We start from the raw sequence: 17,413 nt of genomic DNA on the forward strand, positions 1-17,413 counted from the left end.
GGTGCCACCGGGGCGCAGGGGGATCCAGGGGGCGGAGGGCGGGCGTTCACCGGCCGGACACGGGGGCGCTCCCGGCCCGGCGGGAGCAGGGGGCATACTGCCGCGGTGACACACGTACGCCTCCCCCACCCCTATCTCGACCACCCGGGTCCGATCCCCTTCGCACACCGCGGCGGGTCCTTGGACGGGCTGGAGAACACCGCCGCCGCCTTCCGGCGGGCCGCCGCCGCGGGCTACCGGTACTTCGAGACCGATGTGCACGCCAGCGCCGACGGGAAGCTGGTCGCCTTCCACGACGCCACCCTGGACCGGGTCACCGACGGGCAGGGCCGCATCCGGGAACTGCCGTGGAGCCGGATCAGCGAGGTCCGGGCCGGCGGGAGCGAGCCCCTCGCGCTCTTCGAGGACCTGCTGGAGGAGTTCCCCGACGCCCGGTGGAACGTGGACATCAAGGACGAGTCCGCCGTGCACCCGCTGGTCGGCCTGATCGCGCGGACCGGGGTCTGGGACCGGGTGTGCGTGGGCTCCTTCTCCGAGCGCCGGGTCGCCCGGGCCCAGAGGATCGCCGGCCCGCGCCTGGCGACCTCGTACGGGGTGGCGGGGGTGCTCGGGCTGCGGCTGCGGTCCTACGCGATCCCCGCCGCGCTGCGCGCGGGCGCGGTGGCGGCGCAGGTGCCGGAGACCCAGGCGGGCATCCGCGTGGTGGACCGGAGGTTCGTGCGGACGGCCCACGAGCGGGGACTCCAGGTTCACGTGTGGACCGTGAACGAACCGGAACGCATGGAGGCTCTCCTGGACCTGGGAGTCGATGGCATCATGACCGACCGGATCGACATCTTGCGCACGGTGCTGGACCGGCGCGGAGCCTGGGCCTGACAGTGCCCGCAGCCCCGCGCCGGCATGAGGCAGCGAGGCGTTACGGGGACCAGCGAGGGGGCCGCCATGAGCGCGCAGACGACGGACGAAGCGGAACCGGGTTCCGAGGACGGCAGATCCACCACCGCCGCAGCAGTGGCTGCGGCGACGGCTGCCCGCAAGCGCGAGCAGCGCGGCTGGTACTTCTACGACTTCGCGGTGTCCGTGTACTCGGCGAGCGTGCTCACCGTGTTCCTCGGGCCGTACCTCACGTCGATCGCCAAGGCCGCGGCGGACGCCGAGGGCTTCGTGCATCCACTGGGCATCCCGGTGCGGGCCGGCTCCTTCTTCGCCTACACGGTGTCGGCCTCGGTGATCCTCGCGGTGCTGCTCATGCCGCTGGCGGGGGCCGTCGCCGACCGGACCGGCCGCAAGAAGCCGCTGCTGGCCGTGGCCGCGTACACGGGAGCCGCGGCGACCGCCGGCATGTTCTTCCTGGCCGGTGAGCGCTACCTGCTGGGCGGACTGCTCCTGATCGTCGCGAACGCCTCGCTGTCGGTCTCGATGGTGCTGTACAACGCCTATCTGCCGCAGATCTCCACACCCGACGAGCGGGACACGGTCTCCTCGCGCGGCTGGGCCTTCGGATACACCTCGGGCTCGCTGATGCTCGTGATGAACCTGGCGCTCTACATGGGCCACGACTCCTTCGGTCTCACCGAGGGCATGGCGATCCGCATCTGCCTGGCCTCCGCGGGCCTGTGGTGGGGGGCCTTCGCACTGATCCCGCTGCGCCGGCTGCGGGACCGCGCCGTGGTCCGGGAGCCGGGAGCCGCCCCGGCCGTCAGCGGCTGGAAGCAGCTCATCGCCACCCTGAAGGACATGCGGCGCTACCCGCTGACCCTGTCGTTCCTGCTGGCGTACCTGATCTACAACGACGGCGTGCAGACGGTGATCTCCCAGGCCTCGATCTACGGGTCGGAGGAGCTGAAACTGGAGCAGTCCACCCTCATCGGAGCGATCCTGCTCGTACAGGTCCTGGCGGTGGCCGGTGCACTGGGGATGGGCCGGCTGGCCCTCCGGTACGGCGCCAAGCGGACGATTCTCGGATCGCTGGCGGCCTGGGGCGTGACGCTGGCCGCCGGATACTTCCTGCCTGCCCGGACCCCGGTGTGGTTCTTCGCACTCGCCGCGATGATCGGGCTGGTGCTCGGCGGCAGCCAGGCGCTGTCGCGCTCGCTGTTCTCGCACCTGGTTCCGGCGGGCAAGGAGGCCGAGTACTTCTCGGCGTACGAGATGAGCGACCGGGGGCTGAGCTGGGTGGGGCCGCTCGTTTTCGGGCTCACGTACCAGGTCACGGGCAGCTACCGGGACGCGATCATCTCGTTGGTGGTCTTCTTCGCACTGGGTTTCGTGCTGCTCGCCCGAGTGCCGGTGCGGCGCGCGGTGGAGGCGGCGGGGAATCCTGTACCCGAACGGATCTGACCGGGGATCCGGCGGATCCGGCGGTTCCGCCGGATCCGGCAGACTTCAGCCGCGCGAATTCGGAACGAATTTCGACGTTCACGCTAAGGGCCGGTAGTGTACGCCTTTGGCCTGCCAGGCGGACCGTTACTGCGCGCTGATGAAGCGAAGACGTTGGGTGACATCTGCTGCCAGATGTGACAAAACGGGCACTGGTGGGTACAACAAGGGGCGGTACGACGGGCGACGCATGACCCGGAGCGGGAATCTATACCGCCGACCGGACGTTGACCGGATGACGACGACAGCGACACCTGTCCTGTGGGCGACAAGCCCGGGAGGCACGATTCATGAGTGAGCGAGCTCTCCGCGGTACGCGGCTCGTGGTTACCAGCTACGAGACGGACCGCGGCATCGATCTGGCCCCGCGCCAGGCGGTGGAGTACGCATGCCAGAACGGACATCGATTTGAGATGCCGTTCTCGGTTGAGGCAGAAATTCCGCCGGAGTGGGAGTGCAAGGCGTGTGGCGCCATGGCACTCCTGGTTGACGGGGATGGGCCCGAAGAGAAGAAGGGCAAGCCTGCGCGAACGCACTGGGACATGCTCATGGAGCGGCGCACCCGCGAGGAGCTGGAGGAAGTGCTTGCCGAGAGGCTCGCGGTCCTTCGTTCCGGCGCCATGAACATTGCCGTGCATCCGCGGGACAGCCGCAAGTCCGCCTGACAGCCGGACGCCACAGCGGCACAGCAAGACAGCACGAAGCAGAGGGGCCCACCACACAGTGTGTGGTGGGCCCCTCTGCTTCGCGCTGTCCGGTCTGCTGTCCGGTCTGATTCGTGCTTCTCCGGTCAGGGGGTCAGCGGCGGCCGGTAGCCATTGTCGGGCCGCTGCGGGGCGTCCTCGCGGATGACCTCGCCGTGGATGACCTCGCCCGGGACGACCTTGCCGTCCGGGTAGTGGATCCGGGCCTGCTGGAAGGCGTCGCCGAAGGAGCCCGCCGCCGCGGAGGCCATCTTGCGCTCCAGGGAACGGGCGGCCCGGCGGCCGATCAAGGCGCGGACGGGCGGGAGCAGGAGCAGCAGCCCGGCCGCGTCGGAGATCAGGCCGGGCATCATCAGGAGCAGGCCGGCCAGCATGGTCATGCCGTTTCCGGTGCCGGGCCTGCCGGACTGCTGCGGAGTCGGCTGACGGCCCTCCTGGGCCTGCTGGAAGGTGTCTGTCAGGTTCTTGAAGGCACGTCGCCCGGCCCGCTTGATGACCACCGCACCCAGCACCAGGCCGCCCGCGAGCAGCAGGGCGACACCCCCGCCGCCGATCACTCCCGCGACCTGGCCGAGCAGCCAGATCTCCAGGATCAACCAGGCCGCGATGGCCAGGGGAAGGTACGTACGGGCGGGCGAACGCCGCCGGGGGGCCGTAGAGGTCGGAACTCCGGTCGTCATACCCCCAGTGTGCCTGGGCGGGTGTAAAGACGTCCTCAGCCGGAGGTACCGGACATCCCCTAGGGGGGCGGACAGGAGGGCGGGCCGCCTCGGGCGCGGGCTGCCTACTTGTCCCGGGCCTTGCCCGTCAGCTTGTCCGACACCTTGCCCGAGAGCTTGCCGGCGTGCTCCTTGATGCCCCACTGGGTGACCCGCCAGAGGGCCTCCACCACGATGTCCTTGCTCATCTTGCTGTCGCCGAACTCGCGCTCGACGAAGGTGATGGGCACCTCGACCACGCGGAAGCCCTTCCGCACGGCCCGGCGGGCCAGGTCGACCTGGAAGCAGTAGCCGGCGGAGGCCACGTCGGACAGGCCCAGCCCTTCGAGGGTCTCGCGGCGGAAGGCGCGGTAGCCGCCGGTCACGTCGCGGATCGGGACGCCCAGCATCAGCCGTGAGTACGTGGACCCGCCCCGGGAGAGGAACTCCCGGCTCTTGGGCCAGTTGACCACCCGGCCGCCCGGCACCCAGCGGGAGCCCAGCACCAGGTCGGCGCCCTCCAGGGCGGTGAGCAGCCTGGGCAGCTCCTCGGGCTGGTGGGAGCCGTCGGCGTCCATCTCGATGATGACGCCGTAGCCGTTCTCCAGGCCCCAGCCGAAGCCGGCCAGGTAGGCCGCCCCGAGGCCTTCCTTGCCCTTGCGGTGCAGGACGTGGACCTGGTCGTCCGCGGCCGCCAGCTCGTCGGCGAGCTTTCCGGTGCCGTCCGGGCTGTTGTCGTCGGCGACCAGGACGTGGGCCCCGGGTACAGCCGCGCGGACGCGGCCGACGATCAGCCCGATGTTCTCCGCCTCGTTGTAGGTCGGAATGATCACCAAGGCCGTGCCGAGCGGTCCGTAGCTTCGCTGTCCGCCGTCGCTCACTGATTCCCCTTTTGCGTTCTCGTACATCCTGTACGTCGTGTCGCAGAGGATGATTTTAGAACAGCGATCGGGGCCCGCGGTCCTTCGGGCCGGACCGGCTTCCCGCTGGCTGCGGGCCGCCTGACCGTTGTCTACTGGACCGCGGGTCCCGACCTGAGGCCACCCGCCCCCAACTCCCTGCGAAGCAGGGGGGACACCCTTGCGGTGAAACCTTCCCTCGCCCCCGAGGCGCGGGCGCGGCTGTGCGATCGGCTCCGCCCGGTTCGGACGTCCGGTGGTGGACCCGGCCGAACCTATCCGGGTCCGGCCGCCCTCACCGAACCACGGCCACCCGGATCACCCCTGTGGCCGTACGAATACCTCCCGGCCGCCGACCACGGTGGCCAGGCAGACCGGCAGCTCGCCGCCGGGGGTCAGGTCCGGCAGTCCGGGGGTGCCCGAGCGGGGGTCCGTGGACCAGCGGGCGACCCGGTCGTCGGGGGCCTGCACCACCAGTTCGGCCGTGTCCCAGACCGCGTAGTCGGCCGGTGCGCCGGGGACGAGGATGCCCGCGTCGTCGCGTCCCAGGGCCCGCCAGCCGCCGCGGGTGTGGGCTGCGAAGGCGGCCCGTGCGGAGATGCGGTGGGCGGGGGTGTGGTGGAAGGCGGCCGCCCGGACGGTGCCCCAGGGGTCGAGCGGGGTGACCGGGGCGTCGGAGCCGAAGGCGAGCGGGACGCCCGCCTTGAGCATGGCCGCGTACGGGTTGAGGGTGCGGGCGCGCTCGCTGCCGAGCCGGTCGGCGTACATGCCCTCCTCGCCGCCCCACAGCGCGTCGAAGGCGGGCTGCACGGAGGCCGTGAGGCCGAGCTCGGCGAAGGCCGCGATGGTGGCCGGGGTCATCATCTCGGCGTGCTCGACGCGGTGCCGCGCGGCCCGGACGCGGTCCAGGCCGACCATGTCGGCGGCGGCCCGCACCCCGGTGACCACGGCGGTGATCGCGGCGTCTCCGATGGCGTGGAAGCCCGCCTGGAGGCCCGCCGCGGTGCAGTCGGCGACGTGTTCGGCGACGGCCCGCGCGTCGAGGTAGTCGATGCCCGTGTGGTCCGCGTCGGCGTACGGGGCGTGCAGGCAGGCGGTGTGCGAGCCGAGGGCTCCGTCGACGAAGAGGTCGCCGGCCGCCCCGACGGCGCCGAGTTCCTTGACCCGGGCGAGGTCCCGGTCGGCCCAGTAGCCGAAGACCCGGGGCCCGGGGTGGGTCTGCGCGAGCTCCAGGAGGGCGGTGAAGTCCTCCGGGGAGGAGATCTCCGGGCCGCCGCACTCGTGGACGGAGCCGATCCCGAGGGAAGCGGCCCGGTCGAGGGCGGCCCGCTGGGCCTCGGCGCGCTGGGCCGGGGTGAGGGCGCCGAGCGCGGCGCGGCGTACGGCGTGGTGGGCGCCCTGGGTCAGCGGCTCGTCGGCGGCCTCGCGGACTTCGGGGACGAGCCGGAGCAGCGCCGTGGTCACCACGGCGGAGTGCGCGTCGATGCGGCTGAGGTAGAGCGGGCGGCCGCCGGTGGCCTCGTCGAGCTCCTGCCTGCGGGGCGCACGGCGTTCGGGCCAGCGGGCGGCGTCCCAGCCGTGGCCGAGCAGGACCCGGTCGGCGGGGCGGCCGTCCGCGTACGCGCGCACGCGCTGGAGGGCTTCGGCGAGGGAGCCGGCCGTGGACAGGTCCAGGCCGGTCAGGGCGAGGCCGGCGGAGGTGGTGTGCACGTGGGCGTCGGTGAAGGCGGGGGTGACGAGCGCCCCGTCGAGGTCGACGACCTCGTCCACGCCCTGCGCGAAGGCGTCCGCGGCGCCCTCGGAGCCGACCCAGGCGACGTGGCCGCGCTCCACGACCATCGCGGTGGCGAAGGGATCGGCGGGGCTGTGGACCTCGCCGCCGCGGAGGAGGACCGTGCGGGGGCCTCCGGCGGTGGGGGTGGGGGCTCCGGCGGCTGTGGCGGAGTCGGCGGTGGTGCGGTCTGTCATGCCGACAGTCTGGCGGGTGCCGTCCGCCTCCCGGAACACTGCCCCTCTGTGGGGGGCTGGGGGCGATTCCCCTACTGGCCCTTCGCCCGTTCCCCGGGGCTGCGCCCCGGACCCGTTGCCGCGTGCGGCGCCGTTGCCGGGGGCCGGCCCCCGGGCCCCCGCTCCTCAAACGCCGGAGGAGCTGGAGTTGGCCGGCGAGGCTGGATCTACACGCGGGGCGGGCGGGCCTCGTACGGGGTGGAGAGGACGACCGTCGTGCGGGTGGAGACGTGGGCCAGGGCGCGCAGGCGGCCCAGGAGGTCTTCCAGCTCCAGCGGGGTGGCCACGCGGACCTTGAGGATGTAGTTCTCGTCGCCCGCGACGCTGTGGCAGGCCTCGATCTCGGGAACCCCGGCCAGCCGGTCCGCGATGTCGTCGGGTGAGCTCGGATCGAAGGGCTTGACCGAGATGAAGGCCGTCAGGGGAAGGCCGACGGCCTCGGGGTCGACGACCGCCGCGTAACCGCGGATGACCCCGCGCTGCTCCAGCCGGCGAACTCGCTGATGGACCGCCGACGTGGACAGCCCGGTGGCCTTGCCCAGGTCCGTGTAGCTCATCCGCCCGTCCCGCACGAGCAGATCCACGATCTGACGGTCCAGCTCCTCCATTGCGCTCATAGCCGCACAACTTACGGCCCCGATCCGTTCTGGCCCAGCCGTGTCCACGGATTGAGGTGGCACCTGCGGCAGGCATGTGACCAAGGCCACAGGCGTATGCGGGCGTACGGCGGCCGGATGTGGTTACTCGTGCCGCGCGACGGGAAGTGCTTGGAGTGGCCGTGGCCGAAGAACCTGCCCGCCCGGCCCACCCAAGGGGGAGTACATCCATGCTGAACACCAAGCGCGCCGGTCGTACCGAACCGGAGCCCCTGGAAATCGTCGAGAGCGGTTACGCCGCCGACGACGACTACCTCGAATACGCCGAGGGCTTCGAGATCCACCACGCCACCTGCCCCGACTGCGGCCAGTCGATCGCCCTCGTCGCGGACGAGGAGTTCCTGCCGGAGCACGCCCTGTGCCTGACCCCGTGGAACCCCTTCGGGCTCACGGTGTGCGCGGGCACCGGGCGGCCGGCCTCCGACGCGCTGCCCACCCTCGGCCTCGGTGACGACGAGCTCGCCCAGGAGCTCGAGCTGGAGCCCGTCGTCCACCTGGCGCTGCCGCAGGGGCTGGACTGGCGTACACAGCCCTTCTCGCACGTCGGCGGCCCCGGCTCACGTCCCGTGCGGATGCCCGAGCCCGCGGCGATGCCGCAGATGCGCCAGCACGCGCAGGCCGCCTGAGCCGCGGGCCGGGCGGCTGCCAGGGCGTTTACCAGTACGTTCCCTGCACCATGGCGGTGAGACTGGCATGGTGCAGGATCAAGCTGTCGGGATCCGCCGGGATCTCCACCTCGCCGAAGTGCGCCTGCCGGTAGGCGATGCGCAGCATCACGATCCCGTGCCGCAGGGCGGCGTAGAGCGTGTGGAACTCCATGTCCCGCGGCCTGTGCCCGGTGAGTTCGGCGTACCGGCGTTCTATGTCCTCGCGGCGCAGGAAGCCCGGCAGGCCCGGCTGGCCGAAACCGACGGTCAGGTCCTGGAAGAAGCAGTGCAGGTAGACGGTCCAGCCGAGGTCGACCTCGCGCGGGGCGCAGGCCGCCATCTCCCAGTCGAGTACGGCCACGGGTTCAAAGCCGTCGGCCTCGTAGATGACGTTGCCGATGCGCGCGTCGCCCCAGTTGAGGACGGCCGGGCCGCCCTCGTCGTCCGGCCAGAGCTCTTCGAGGCGGGCGAACGCCCGCTCCAGCAGCGGTGATCGGGACTTCCCCGCCACCACCCAGTTGTAGTAGGCGCGTTGGGACTCGACGTGACGGCGCAGCGGGCTCCCGTCGCCCTCCGGGAGGAGGAACCGCGCCTCCTCGGGCGGGAACTGGTCGTGCAGCCGGGCGAGGAGCGCGATGCTCGACTCCTGGAGTACGGCGCGCTGCGCGTCGGTCGCGGCGTGCAGCCAGTTCCCCTCGTAGGTGTAGGGCATCACGTCGGGCGGTACGCGCCCTTCGGCGCGGGCCATCACGAAGAACGGGGCCCCGAGCGGGCCGGGGTCCTCTTCCAGCCACTGCACGCGCGGGACCGGTAGGTCGGTGTGGGTGGCGACCAGGCTCATCACCCGGTGCTGGCGGGGCATGTCGTAGGTGGGGAAGACCGTGTAGGCGGCCGGGTCGGCGGCGAGGCGCAGGGCGCAGGCCCGGATCGGCGCGTCGGGGTGCTCTATGTCGAAGAGCAGGGTCTCGCTGGACATCCCGTTGGAGCCGGGGACGGAGATGTTGGTGACCTTCGCACCGGGGAGCTCGGTGTCGAGCCAGGCGGCGAGGCGCCGGCCCAGCTCCTCGGGTTCGCGGGTGGAGGTACGGGGGCGCGGTGCCGGTCCTGCCATGGGAAACCCCTTCTCTGGCTTGGCTGTTGAGGCTGAGGTCGAGGTGCCGGTCGTTCCGTCCGGTGGGCCGGGACTACGGGGCCACCGAGCTGTAGTCGACGAAGCCGCTGGGGTCGTGGCGGCCGAAGCTGCCGTGCTCGAAGATGCCGTAGCCGGTGCGGCCTTCCAGGGTGAAGCGGGCCGAGTGGTCGGTGACCCCGAAGGCGGCCATGGGGTGGGCCGCGGGGTCGGAGAGGTCGTAGGTGCGGCGGTCGGTCCAGGCGCGGCCCTGCCAGGTGCCGTGCTGCCAGTCGGAGGCGGGCGGGTAGCCGGCCCCGACGGCGAGCGGGGAGGAGTTCAGGATCTCCACGCCGAGCTCCAGGGGTTTGCGGCCGGCCGGGTCGGTGAGGTGCACGACGGCGCTCTCGGGGTGGCGACCGCCCGGACGGTAGCGGATGTCGGTGTGCGGCCAGCCGAGCTGTACGTCGTGGCGGCCGCTGCCCTCGGGGAAGACCTGGACGGCCTCGCTGAGGGCCCGGTGGCCGTCGGCGTCCTCCTGGGTGATGACCATCAGGAAGCGGTCCTCGAACCGGACGGGGATCCAGAGCCAGTGGAAGCCCTCGGGCCGGTGCTCCTCGGCGGCGCGGCCGCCCTCCTCGCCGGGGATCGGGCGCACGCCCCAGCTCCGGTCGCGGGTGCCGGTCCAGTCGGCGTCGAGGGTGAACTCCTCGCCCTTGGCGCGGATGGTGCCGGTGACGCCGCCCGCCTGGACGAATCGGCGGCCTTCGAGGATGAGGCGGTCGCCCCGGCGCTGGGTGTGGTGCGGCTCCCACACGGCGGGGAACTCCGCGGTCCAGGTGATGTCGTACGAGAGCCCGTCGGGGTCCTCGGGGTCGGCGGCGCAGGAGAGGGTGAGCCGCTGGAGGGGTTCGTCGACGGTGATGCGGAGCGGGCCGACGGAGAGGTTCATGCGGTCGTCGGTGAGGGCGTCGGAGGCGCGGACCGCGAGGAGTTCGTCGCCGACGCGGAGGGTGGCGTAGGCGTCGATGACACCGGCGTTGGGGTAGACCCCGAGGCCGAGGATCAGGACGGCGCGGCCCGCGTGGTCGAAGACGTGGAAGATGCAGCGGTCGTAGGCGTTGCGGTCGCCGGTGACGAGGTGCTTCATCGACAACGGGGCCTGGTGGATGGGGTATTCATCGAGCGGTACGGGCCGGTCGGCGGGCATGACGAACCTCCGGATACGGGTGCGAGGGGTGACACCTGGGCGGAGATGACGGTACGTCAGATTGCTGGGTGGGGGCCAGGGTTGTGGCACGAACTGGCAGGGAGACACGTCGTGCGGGGGCCCGGTTGGGGCCGGGCCGTCGGCGGGGGTGGGGTGCGCTCGCCTGGGCGCTCGGGGGGCTCCGGGGGCTCCGGGGGCTCCGGGGGCTCCGGGGGCTCCGGGGGCTCCGGGGGCTCCGGGGGCTCCGGGGGCTCCGGGGGCTCCGGCCGAGCGTGCGGGATGCTTTCCGGTTGGCGCTGATCCGGCTCCTGCTGGAGGGGCGGGGCCCTGCGGGGCTGTCCCCTACCCGCCCTTCCACCGTTCCCCGGGCTCCGCCCGGACCCGTTGCCGGGTGCGGCGCCGTTCCCGGCAACTTCCCCGGACTCCGCCCGGACCCCTCCCCGGGCCCCGCCCGGACCCGTTGCTGGGTGCGGCGCCCCGGCAACTTCTCCGGACTCCGCCCGGACCCCTCCCCCGGGCCCCGCCCGGACCCTTCGCCGGATGCGGCACCCCGGCAACTTCTCCGGACTCCGCCCGGACCCCTCCCCCGGGCCCCGCCCGGACGCTTCGCCGGATGCGGCACCCCGGCAACTTCTCCGGGCTCCGCCCGGACCCCTCCCCGGGCTCCGCCCGGACCCGTTGCCGGGTGCGGCGCCGTTGCCGGGGGCCGGCGCCCGGGGCCCCCGCGCCTCAAGCGCCGGCGAGGCTGGAATTTGGCTGAGCCGTGCCGGGGTGTGGGGAAGGGTCGAACGGATGGGCGGGGTTACCCGTGGGTCCGGTGGCGCGTTGGCCCGGTATGACCACGATGGAGACTTCCACGCCGAGGGTGGGGCGTCGGCGGCGGGCGCCCGCCGCAGGGTACGAAGAATCGGTTCGGCAGGCCCCCGACCCGCCCATCTACCGTGCGCTGCTCACCCGGTGGGAGGAGGACGGCCGGACCGTGCCGGGGCAGCGCGATCCGGAGTGGTCCCGGATCGCCTCCTCCCCCATCTGGCCGACCGGCCCCCTCTTCGGCGCCTGACCGCTCACAGGGCGAGCAGGCCCGCCGCCGTCGGGCGGAAACCACACCGGGCGTAGAACCCGCCGAGGTGCGGCTCGTAGTCCACGTGCAACCACTGCGCGCCCGCGCCCCGCGCCGCCTCGGCGGCCGCCCGGACCAGGCGCACTCCGAGCCCGTGGCGGCGCTCGTCCGGGTGCACCGTGGTGTCGAGGACGAAGGCGTGCACGCCCCCGTCCCAGGCCACGTTGACGTAGCCGACGAGCCGCCCGCCGCTGCGCGCCGTGATCCAGGTCAGGCTGCGGGCCAGGACCGGCGCGAAGGACGTGTCCCGGTGCCCCGGCCAGGACGCGGAGAACAGTCCGTTCAGCTCGGCGTCGGACAGGGCCTCCCGTACGGTCAGCTCCGCCCCGGGCCGGCCGGTCAACGGGATTCCGGGCCCGCCAGGTGGCGGGCGATGACCATGCGCTGGATCTGGTTCGTGCCCTCCACGATCTGGAGGACCTTCGCTTCGCGCATCAGCCGCTCGACCGGGAAGTCCGCCGTGTAGCCGTAGCCGCCCAGTACCTGGACCGCGTCCGTCGTGACGGCCATCGCCGCGTCGGTGCAGAAGAGCTTGGCCATCGCCGCCTGGCGGGAGAAGGGCTTGCCCGCGTCCCGCAGCCGGGCCGCCGCCAGGTACAGCGCGCGGCCCGCCTCGATCTTCGTCGCCATGTCGGCCAGCATGAACCGCAGGCCCTGGAAGTCCGCGATGGGGTGTCCGAACTGCTTGCGGTCCAGGGCGTAGGCCAGGGCCTCGTCCAGGGCGGCTTGCGCCACGCCGATCGCGCAGGCGGCGATGCCGAGGCGGCCCGCGTCCAGGGCGGCCAGGGCGATGGTGAAGCCCTGGCCCTCCTCGCCGATGCGGCGCGCGTCGGGGACCCGCACGCCGTCGAAGTGCAGCTGGGCGGTGGGCGAGCCCCTCATGCCCATCTTCTTCTCGGGGACCGCGGCCGTGAGGCCTTCCGCGTCGCCCGGGACCAGGAAGGCCGTGATGCCCTTCGGGCCGTCCACGCCGGTGCGGGCCAGCACCGTGTAGAAGTCGGCGACGCCGCCGTGGGTGATCCAGGCCTTCGTGCCGCTGATCAGCCAGTCGTCGCCGTCCCGGACCGCCTTGGTGGTCAGGGAGGCCGCGTCCGAGCCCGAGGCGGGCTCGGAGAGGCAGTACGCGCCGAGCAGTCCGCCGCCGAGCATGGCGGGCAGGTGCGCGGTCTGCTGTTCCTTGGTTCCGTAGCCGGCCAGGCCGTGGCAGGCCAGCGAGTGCACGCTGACGCCGAGCCCGACGGTCAGGCGGGCCGCGGCCAGCTCCTCCAGCACCTGGAGGTAGACCTCGTACGGCTGGTCGCCGCCGCCGAAATCACCGGCGTACGGGAGCCCGAGCAGTCCGGCCTCGGAGAGCAGTGCGAAGACCTCACGGGGGAAACGGCCGGCGTCCTCCTCCTCGGCGGCCCGGGGGCGGATCTCCCGCTGCGCGATCTCGCGTACGAGCGCGAGCAGGTCTCGGGACTCCTCGGTCGGCAGCGATCGGTCCACCTGCGGCGCGCGGTCGGTCATGGCAGCGCTCTCCTCACTCGTCAAGCACGGGGCGGCGCGTGAGGGTGGTACGCGTCGCCGGGTCTCGGGGCTCACAACCGATGGTGCCCTCCCGGATCGCGGGAAGGTCCAGTTCAAGGGGCTGCGGCGGTTGAGTATGCCCGATCAGGGGCTTCCCGTCACGGGCACGGGATCCTCCTCGGGGACGGGCGGGGCCGGGCACTCGGGGGCGAACTCCTCGATCACCGTCAGAGTGGCGCGCAGCGTGCGCACCAGCAGGGCGCCGAACTCGGTCCGGTCGGGGTGTCCGCGGCGCCCGGAAGCCCCGGGTCCACGGCCCTCCCGGGCCTGGGTGAGGCCTTGCTCAAGGGTCTCGTCAGGGGTCTGGGCAAGGGTCTGGGCAAGGGTCTCGTCAGAGGGCTGGGCAAGGGTCGGGGCAGGGGTCTGGGCGGAGGCTCGGCCAGCGGTCTCGTCAGGGGCCTCGCCAGGCGTCTCGCCAGAGGTCTCGCCAGAGGTCGCGTCGCAGGCCTGCGCAGAGGCCTGCGCCGGGACCTGCGCCGCAGGCTCCGCCGGGCCGATCCAGTCGAGCGTGCTGCCCTCGACGCCCGCCAGCCAGCCGACCAGTGCCAGCCGGGCGATCGGCGGGATCTCGCGGTGGCCGTACGCGCCGTCGGCGATGGTCGCGATGAGTTCCTCGCGGACGGCGTCGCGGATGGCGAGGACCTCGGAGTCGGAGCCGACGCCGCCGGTGACGATGGTGCGGTACGCGGCCTGGTGGTGCTCGGCGTAGTACAGGTAGCCGTCGATGGTGGTGCGCACCCGCTGCGCGCTGGGCAGCTCGCTCTCGCCGGCGGCGCGGGCCACGAGCTCGGCCACCGAGTCCTCGACGATGGCCAGGTAATAGCCGCGTTTGCTCTTGAAGTAGTAGTAGATGAGGCCCTTGGCGACGCCTGCGTGCTTGGCGATGTCGTCCATGGAGAGCGCGTCGTACGAGGTGTCGGCGAACAACTTGCGGCCGATCGCTATGAGTTCGGCCCGCCGAACCTGCGAACGTCCGCTCGTTCCGCGCTGTTGACTATTATTCAAATTCAGCCCTAGCCTCGAACTGCCACAGGAAGCCCGCAGTATGGCAGACCCCTGTGCACCCCCCTCTGCACTCCCCCTGCGCACCGGACGACGTACGGGAGGAACACCTCATGGGCAACGGCAGGACGCACACGACGAGAAAGACATCCGAGGGCCGGGTCAACTGGAAGAAGACGGCCGCCGTCGCGATGCCCGCGGTCGTCGCGGTCGGGGCGATGGCGATGGTCATGGCGCAGGGCGCGCTCGCCGCCTCCTTCGCCGTCTCGGGGACCAGTTTCCAGGTCTCCTCGTCCAAGCTGAGCAGCAAGGGCCTGGCCTCCTACGTGCACACCGACCGCTCCGTCGACGGCAAGGGGCATCCCGTCGCGCTGCTCGGCATCGGCGAGGCCACCCTCACGGACATCTGCCAGGCCGCCGAAGTGGACACCCCGGTGGGCAAGGTGGTCTTCAAGCTGACCGCCGGCGGCCCGGCCGGCAACGTCACCGCCAGCAATCTCGTCATCGACGGCGAGGACCTGGCCGGCGACGCCGTCTTCGGGACGGCCCAGATCGGCCGTGACGCCTCCACCCTCGACCAGGTCGGCGGGATCAAGGGCGAGGCCGGCAAGTTCGGCCTCCAGGCCGGGGACATCGAGGTCGTGGACGTGAAGTCGCACGCCTGGTCGGCGACCGGCGGCAACTTCCACCTCAAGGGCCTGAAGCTGAACGTCAGCCTGGACGGCACGAAGTGCTTCTAGGCCTGCGCGGGGCCGCCGGGCCGGGCAGCGGGTGGCTGGAGCGGCGGCTCCCGCTGCCCGGCCCCCGGCGGCGGCTGCGCGCCTGGCGCCGCACCCGCCCCTTCTGGGGCGGGCTGCTGGTGATCCTGGGCGGGACCGAGCTGCTGCTGGTCCCGCTGTCCCCGCTCACCGTGCTGGTCAGCCTGGGCCTCGGCGGGATCGCCGCCATCGGGATCGGCCTCGCGCTGATCGCCGCCGGCCTGTTCCTGTGGCTGCTGCCGCAGGCCCGGGCCTACGTCTCCGTCCACGCGCTGCTGCTCTCGGTGCTGTCCTTCGTGGCGACCAACCTCGGGGGCTTCCTCCTCGGCATGCTGCTCGGCATCGCGGGCAGCGCACTGGCCTTCGGATGGACCCCGCTGCCCGATCCCGAGGCGGGCGAGGAGGGACCGTACATCCCGAGCCTGGACGGCAGCGGGCCGCGCACGCTGGCGGCCGCGCTGCCGGTGGTGCTGCTCGCCTCGCTGGTGGCGGGCACCGGTGAGGCGAGGGCCGCCCAGGCCGGTCCGCCGATGGCCGCGCGCACTCCCCCGACCGTGGCCACCTCGCTCTTCGCCCCCCAGGGGTTCGCCTTCGCGGGGGTCACCCACGTGCCCACCGTGGACGGGCCGCTGAAGGTGCTGGTGCTGCGGATGCGGGCGGCGACGCTCACCGATTACGAGCTGCGCAGCCGCGACGGCCGCGAGGAGTACGGGCTCGCCGCCAAGAGGCTCGACCTGAGCGGCGACGTGACCTTGTACCTGACGAGGTTCAGCGGGTGCATCGAGGGGCTGCTCTGCGTGACCTTCAGCCCGGACGGGCTGCCCGCTCCCCCGGTCATCCCGCCGTTCGTCTTCATGACCCGGGTCAGCGCGGAGCAGGCACTCGTCACCTCCGACGTGATCAAGACCGATGACCTGCGGCTGGTGGCCTCGTGATCCCCGCCCAGGCCGCGCCGCTGTGGGCGTACGGCATCGGCGCCACCTTCGCGGTGGCCGCCGGGCGCCAGCTCCAGTGGTGGGAGCGGTCGGTCCGGGGCGAGGCCCCTCCCTTTTGGGCCCGTCGTACGAGGAGCCGCGCGGCCAATCCGTACCTGACGCTCACCCTGCTCTACGCGGCCCTGCTGCCCGCCCCGACCGGGATCTACCTGCTCTGGCAGAACCCGGCCTGGTCGACTATGCACGTGGCCCGCGACCACGAGGGGGTGTGGGCCGGCTTCGCCCTCTTCTACGGGGCCTCGGTGGTGGCCGGCGCGCTGCTCGGGTTCCTGGCGGCGCGACTGTTCGTCCTGGTCGGGGCCGGGTACTGGGGGTACCTGCAGGCGGTGGCCGGGTACTTCCTGCTGTTCTTCACCCTGATCCACGGATGGGACGGCACGGGGTACGAGCGGCTGCTGAGCGCCGATCCGCGGGCCTTCGCCGGCTGGTCCGCGGACGGCCCCGCCGGTGAATCGGTGGTCAACCAGTGCCTGGCCTTCGCGACCTCGGGCACCTTCCTCGCCGTGCTGACCTTCGGGACGGCCGTCATCGGCACGATGCTGCTGGCCGAGATCGGCTGGCTGGTGGAGGGCTGGCGGCTGCCGGGCGCCGCGGCGGACCTCAAGGTGCCCCGGGTGGTCGCGGTGGCGATCGCCGGGTCGGGGGTCTACGGGCTGCCCTTCGCGGGGGCGGTGGGCGCGAGCGTCCTCGTCCGGCTGCTGGGGTGGTGGGCCGGGGTCGGCGCGTTCGCCCTGCTGGCCGGGGTCGTGCTGCTGCCGGCGCGCTCGCCCGTGCGGGCGCTGTACGGGCTGGTGGGCGTGCCGGACCGGCACTGGCGGGTGGAGCCGGAGGCCGAACCCGGGGAGGGGAAAGGGGCCGGGGCCGGATCAGCGGCCCGGGGCGGGACCGCGGAGGTGAGAAGGAGCGGCGGTTAGAAGAACCAGCCCACCTGAGTGACGAACATGGCCACGACCACGACCAGGGTCCAGCCGAGCACGTGCTCCAGCCAGGAGGAGGAATCGTCCTCGGGCCCCCCGGTGCGGACCAGGTTGCGGGCACGGGCGGTCAGGGCGGCGCTGTGTGCGGTCATGCCCTCCAATGTGACAGCGGGGGCGGCCCTCGCGGTAGAGACGATGGTCACGGGTGGCATGTCTCACGCCCCCGGCCGCGTGGTGCGGACCGGGGGCGTGAGGGGTGGTGCGTGCCGGATCAGGTGGTGCGGTCGCGGCCCGCCATGCCCGCCATGGCCAGGGCCAGGCACAAGGCGATACCGCCGGCGAGGACGTTGCTCCACACCGTGCGGGTGGTGCTGACGTCGCCGGAGATGACGAAGGGAGCGACGATCGTCCAGGCGGCGAGACCGACCGCCGTCCAGGCCATGGCGTGGGTGCGTTCGTAAGCGGAGCCGAGTCCGCTCATGCACAGGCAGTACGCCAGGCCCGCGATCAGGTTGTTGATCGCCAGCGAGCTGAGCCCGCTGAATCCGGCGATCCACGGCGAGGCGGCGATGTACAGGCCCGTCATCAGGGCCAGCGCCTCGACGGCCTGCGCACTCGGGGTGCTGGTGACCCGCTCGAACCGCGAGCGCATCTCAGCGAGGTCGGGGTGGTGTTCCATTCTCGGTTGGGTGGTCATGGCGGGCTGCCTCCTAGAGAAGCTCCTATTGCCCTTTTGCCCTTTAT

The 17,413-nt window shown here is 72.5% G+C and carries 18 protein-coding genes and 1 pseudogene; 8 read left to right on the forward strand and 11 right to left on the reverse strand.

Going from position 1 to position 17,413, the window contains the following annotated elements; all coding sequences use genetic code 11:
• Positions 1 to 105: 105 nt before the first annotated feature.
• The 3 genes from AC3IYI_RS06385 (at position 106) to AC3IYI_RS06395 (ending at position 3,044) form a co-directional block, all read left to right on the forward strand.
• The gene (locus tag AC3IYI_RS06385) at positions 106 to 876 is read left to right on the forward strand and encodes a glycerophosphodiester phosphodiesterase family protein (protein ID WP_489409272.1); all 771 of its coding nucleotides are present in this window, start codon (positions 106 to 108) and stop codon (positions 874 to 876) included.
• Positions 877 to 942: 66 nt separating this feature from the next.
• On the forward strand, positions 943 to 2,340 hold the full coding sequence (locus tag AC3IYI_RS06390) for an MFS transporter (RefSeq protein WP_489409273.1): 1,398 nt from the start codon (positions 943 to 945) through the stop codon (positions 2,338 to 2,340).
• Between the two features lie 329 nt (positions 2,341 to 2,669).
• The gene (locus AC3IYI_RS06395; RefSeq protein ID WP_007262928.1) at positions 2,670 to 3,044 is read left to right on the forward strand and encodes an RNA polymerase-binding protein RbpA; all 375 of its coding nucleotides are present in this window, start codon (positions 2,670 to 2,672) and stop codon (positions 3,042 to 3,044) included.
• A 125-nt stretch (positions 3,045 to 3,169) separates the two neighbouring features.
• Here the strand turns inward: AC3IYI_RS06395 and fxsA are convergent, their stop codons facing one another.
• The 4 genes from fxsA to AC3IYI_RS06415 all read right to left on the reverse strand — a co-directional run bounded on the left by fxsA (position 3,170) and on the right by AC3IYI_RS06415 (position 7,295).
• Positions 3,170 to 3,763 carry an FxsA family membrane protein gene (fxsA, locus tag AC3IYI_RS06400; RefSeq protein WP_489409274.1) on the reverse strand — a complete coding sequence of 198 codons (594 nt, stop codon included), beginning with the start codon at positions 3,761 to 3,763 and terminating at the stop codon, positions 3,170 to 3,172.
• A gap of 104 nt (positions 3,764 to 3,867) precedes the next feature.
• A complete protein-coding gene (locus AC3IYI_RS06405) occupies positions 3,868 to 4,689 on the reverse strand; it encodes a polyprenol monophosphomannose synthase (RefSeq protein ID WP_489409275.1) in 822 nt (273 codons plus the stop codon).
• 309 nt (positions 4,690 to 4,998) lie between these two features.
• Positions 4,999 to 6,648, reverse strand: a complete 1,650-nt coding sequence (locus AC3IYI_RS06410) for an amidohydrolase (protein ID WP_489409276.1) — start codon at positions 6,646 to 6,648, stop codon at positions 4,999 to 5,001.
• 206 nt (positions 6,649 to 6,854) lie between these two features.
• Positions 6,855 to 7,295, reverse strand: coding sequence for an Lrp/AsnC family transcriptional regulator (locus AC3IYI_RS06415; RefSeq protein WP_267756984.1), 441 nt, complete (start codon positions 7,293 to 7,295; stop codon positions 6,855 to 6,857).
• A gap of 218 nt (positions 7,296 to 7,513) precedes the next feature.
• Here AC3IYI_RS06415 and AC3IYI_RS06420 point away from each other — a divergent pair, with 218 nt between their 5' ends.
• Positions 7,514 to 7,969 carry a hypothetical protein gene (locus AC3IYI_RS06420; protein ID WP_489409277.1) on the forward strand — a complete coding sequence of 152 codons (456 nt, stop codon included), beginning with the start codon at positions 7,514 to 7,516 and terminating at the stop codon, positions 7,967 to 7,969.
• Between the two features lie 28 nt (positions 7,970 to 7,997).
• Here the strand turns inward: AC3IYI_RS06420 and AC3IYI_RS06425 are convergent, their stop codons facing one another.
• Together AC3IYI_RS06425 and AC3IYI_RS06430 are read right to left on the reverse strand one after the other, a co-directional pair.
• Positions 7,998 to 9,101, reverse strand: coding sequence for a phosphotransferase family protein (locus AC3IYI_RS06425; protein ID WP_489409278.1), 1,104 nt, complete (start codon positions 9,099 to 9,101; stop codon positions 7,998 to 8,000).
• A 73-nt stretch (positions 9,102 to 9,174) separates the two neighbouring features.
• Positions 9,175 to 10,308 carry an Rv3169 family protein gene (locus tag AC3IYI_RS06430; protein ID WP_489409279.1) on the reverse strand — a complete coding sequence of 378 codons (1,134 nt, stop codon included), beginning with the start codon at positions 10,306 to 10,308 and terminating at the stop codon, positions 9,175 to 9,177.
• A gap of 844 nt (positions 10,309 to 11,152) precedes the next feature.
• Here AC3IYI_RS06430 and AC3IYI_RS06435 point away from each other — a divergent pair.
• Complete coding sequence (locus AC3IYI_RS06435; protein WP_489409280.1) at positions 11,153 to 11,368, forward strand: hypothetical protein; 216 nt, start codon at positions 11,153 to 11,155, stop codon at positions 11,366 to 11,368.
• 4 nt (positions 11,369 to 11,372) lie between these two features.
• On the opposite strand, the gene AC3IYI_RS06440 is transcribed toward AC3IYI_RS06435, so the two are convergent.
• From AC3IYI_RS06440 to AC3IYI_RS06450, 3 genes and pseudogenes are all read right to left on the reverse strand, one after another.
• Complete coding sequence (locus tag AC3IYI_RS06440) at positions 11,373 to 11,771, reverse strand: GNAT family N-acetyltransferase (RefSeq protein WP_489409281.1); 399 nt, start codon at positions 11,769 to 11,771, stop codon at positions 11,373 to 11,375.
• Positions 11,768 to 12,937: an acyl-CoA dehydrogenase family protein gene (locus tag AC3IYI_RS06445; protein ID WP_489409282.1), complete on the reverse strand. Its 1,170-nt coding sequence runs from the start codon at positions 12,935 to 12,937 to the stop codon at positions 11,768 to 11,770. Before AC3IYI_RS06445 ends, AC3IYI_RS06440 begins: the two co-directional genes overlap by 4 nt.
• A gap of 543 nt (positions 12,938 to 13,480) precedes the next feature.
• Positions 13,481 to 14,002, reverse strand: a pseudogene (locus AC3IYI_RS06450) (TetR/AcrR family transcriptional regulator); the annotation flags it as partial.
• A gap of 188 nt (positions 14,003 to 14,190) precedes the next feature.
• On the opposite strand from AC3IYI_RS06450, the gene AC3IYI_RS06455 reads away from it, so the two are divergent.
• Genes AC3IYI_RS06455 through AC3IYI_RS06465 form a run of 3 tightly spaced genes read left to right on the forward strand, consistent with a single transcriptional unit; the run spans position 14,191 to position 16,666 of the window.
• The gene (locus AC3IYI_RS06455) at positions 14,191 to 14,739 is read left to right on the forward strand and encodes a DUF6230 family protein (RefSeq protein WP_489411449.1); all 549 of its coding nucleotides are present in this window, start codon (positions 14,191 to 14,193) and stop codon (positions 14,737 to 14,739) included.
• On the forward strand, positions 14,730 to 15,692 hold the full coding sequence (locus tag AC3IYI_RS06460; protein WP_489409283.1) for a DUF6114 domain-containing protein: 963 nt from the start codon (positions 14,730 to 14,732) through the stop codon (positions 15,690 to 15,692). Before AC3IYI_RS06455 ends, AC3IYI_RS06460 begins: the two co-directional genes overlap by 10 nt.
• Positions 15,689 to 16,666, forward strand: a complete 978-nt coding sequence (locus AC3IYI_RS06465; protein ID WP_489409284.1) for a hypothetical protein — start codon at positions 15,689 to 15,691, stop codon at positions 16,664 to 16,666. The genes AC3IYI_RS06460 and AC3IYI_RS06465 overlap by 4 nt, the downstream gene beginning before the upstream one ends.
• Here the strand turns inward: AC3IYI_RS06465 and AC3IYI_RS06470 are convergent.
• Complete coding sequence (locus tag AC3IYI_RS06470; protein ID WP_243341628.1) at positions 16,663 to 16,821, reverse strand: SCO1431 family membrane protein; 159 nt, start codon at positions 16,819 to 16,821, stop codon at positions 16,663 to 16,665. The genes AC3IYI_RS06465 and AC3IYI_RS06470 overlap by 4 nt on opposite strands.
• Positions 16,822 to 16,940: 119 nt before the next feature.
• Entirely contained in the window at positions 16,941 to 17,366 is a 426-nt protein-coding gene (locus AC3IYI_RS06475; protein WP_489409285.1) for an SPW repeat protein, read from the reverse strand.
• Between the last annotated feature and the right edge of the window lie 47 nt (positions 17,367 to 17,413).

The organism is Streptomyces sp. GL_148, from assembly GCF_057834205.1.

What these genes read in the sequence shown, in the direction of transcription:
- AC3IYI_RS06405 (WP_489409275.1), bottom strand. Translation starts at nt 4,689, where the DNA reads ATGTACGAGAACGCAAAAGGGGAATCAGTGAGCGACGGCGGACAGCGA.
- AC3IYI_RS06390 (WP_489409273.1), top strand. Translation starts at nt 943, where the DNA reads ATGAGCGCGCAGACGACGGACGAAGCGGAACCGGGTTCCGAGGACGGC.
- AC3IYI_RS06455 (WP_489411449.1), top strand. Translation starts at nt 14,191, where the DNA reads ATGCCCGCGGTCGTCGCGGTCGGGGCGATGGCGATGGTCATGGCGCAG.
- AC3IYI_RS06420 (WP_489409277.1), top strand. Translation starts at nt 7,514, where the DNA reads ATGCTGAACACCAAGCGCGCCGGTCGTACCGAACCGGAGCCCCTGGAA.
- AC3IYI_RS06475 (WP_489409285.1), bottom strand. Translation starts at nt 17,366, where the DNA reads ATGACCACCCAACCGAGAATGGAACACCACCCCGACCTCGCTGAGATG.
- AC3IYI_RS06395 (WP_007262928.1), top strand. Translation starts at nt 2,670, where the DNA reads ATGAGTGAGCGAGCTCTCCGCGGTACGCGGCTCGTGGTTACCAGCTAC.
- fxsA (WP_489409274.1), bottom strand. Translation starts at nt 3,763, where the DNA reads ATGACGACCGGAGTTCCGACCTCTACGGCCCCCCGGCGGCGTTCGCCC.
- AC3IYI_RS06435 (WP_489409280.1), top strand. Translation starts at nt 11,153, where the DNA reads ATGGAGACTTCCACGCCGAGGGTGGGGCGTCGGCGGCGGGCGCCCGCC.
- AC3IYI_RS06425 (WP_489409278.1), bottom strand. Translation starts at nt 9,101, where the DNA reads ATGGCAGGACCGGCACCGCGCCCCCGTACCTCCACCCGCGAACCCGAG.
- AC3IYI_RS06415 (WP_267756984.1), bottom strand. Translation starts at nt 7,295, where the DNA reads ATGGAGGAGCTGGACCGTCAGATCGTGGATCTGCTCGTGCGGGACGGG.
- AC3IYI_RS06445 (WP_489409282.1), bottom strand. Translation starts at nt 12,937, where the DNA reads ATGACCGACCGCGCGCCGCAGGTGGACCGATCGCTGCCGACCGAGGAG.
- AC3IYI_RS06470 (WP_243341628.1), bottom strand. Translation starts at nt 16,821, where the DNA reads ATGACCGCACACAGCGCCGCCCTGACCGCCCGTGCCCGCAACCTGGTC.
- AC3IYI_RS06430 (WP_489409279.1), bottom strand. Translation starts at nt 10,308, where the DNA reads ATGCCCGCCGACCGGCCCGTACCGCTCGATGAATACCCCATCCACCAG.
- AC3IYI_RS06410 (WP_489409276.1), bottom strand. Translation starts at nt 6,648, where the DNA reads ATGACAGACCGCACCACCGCCGACTCCGCCACAGCCGCCGGAGCCCCC.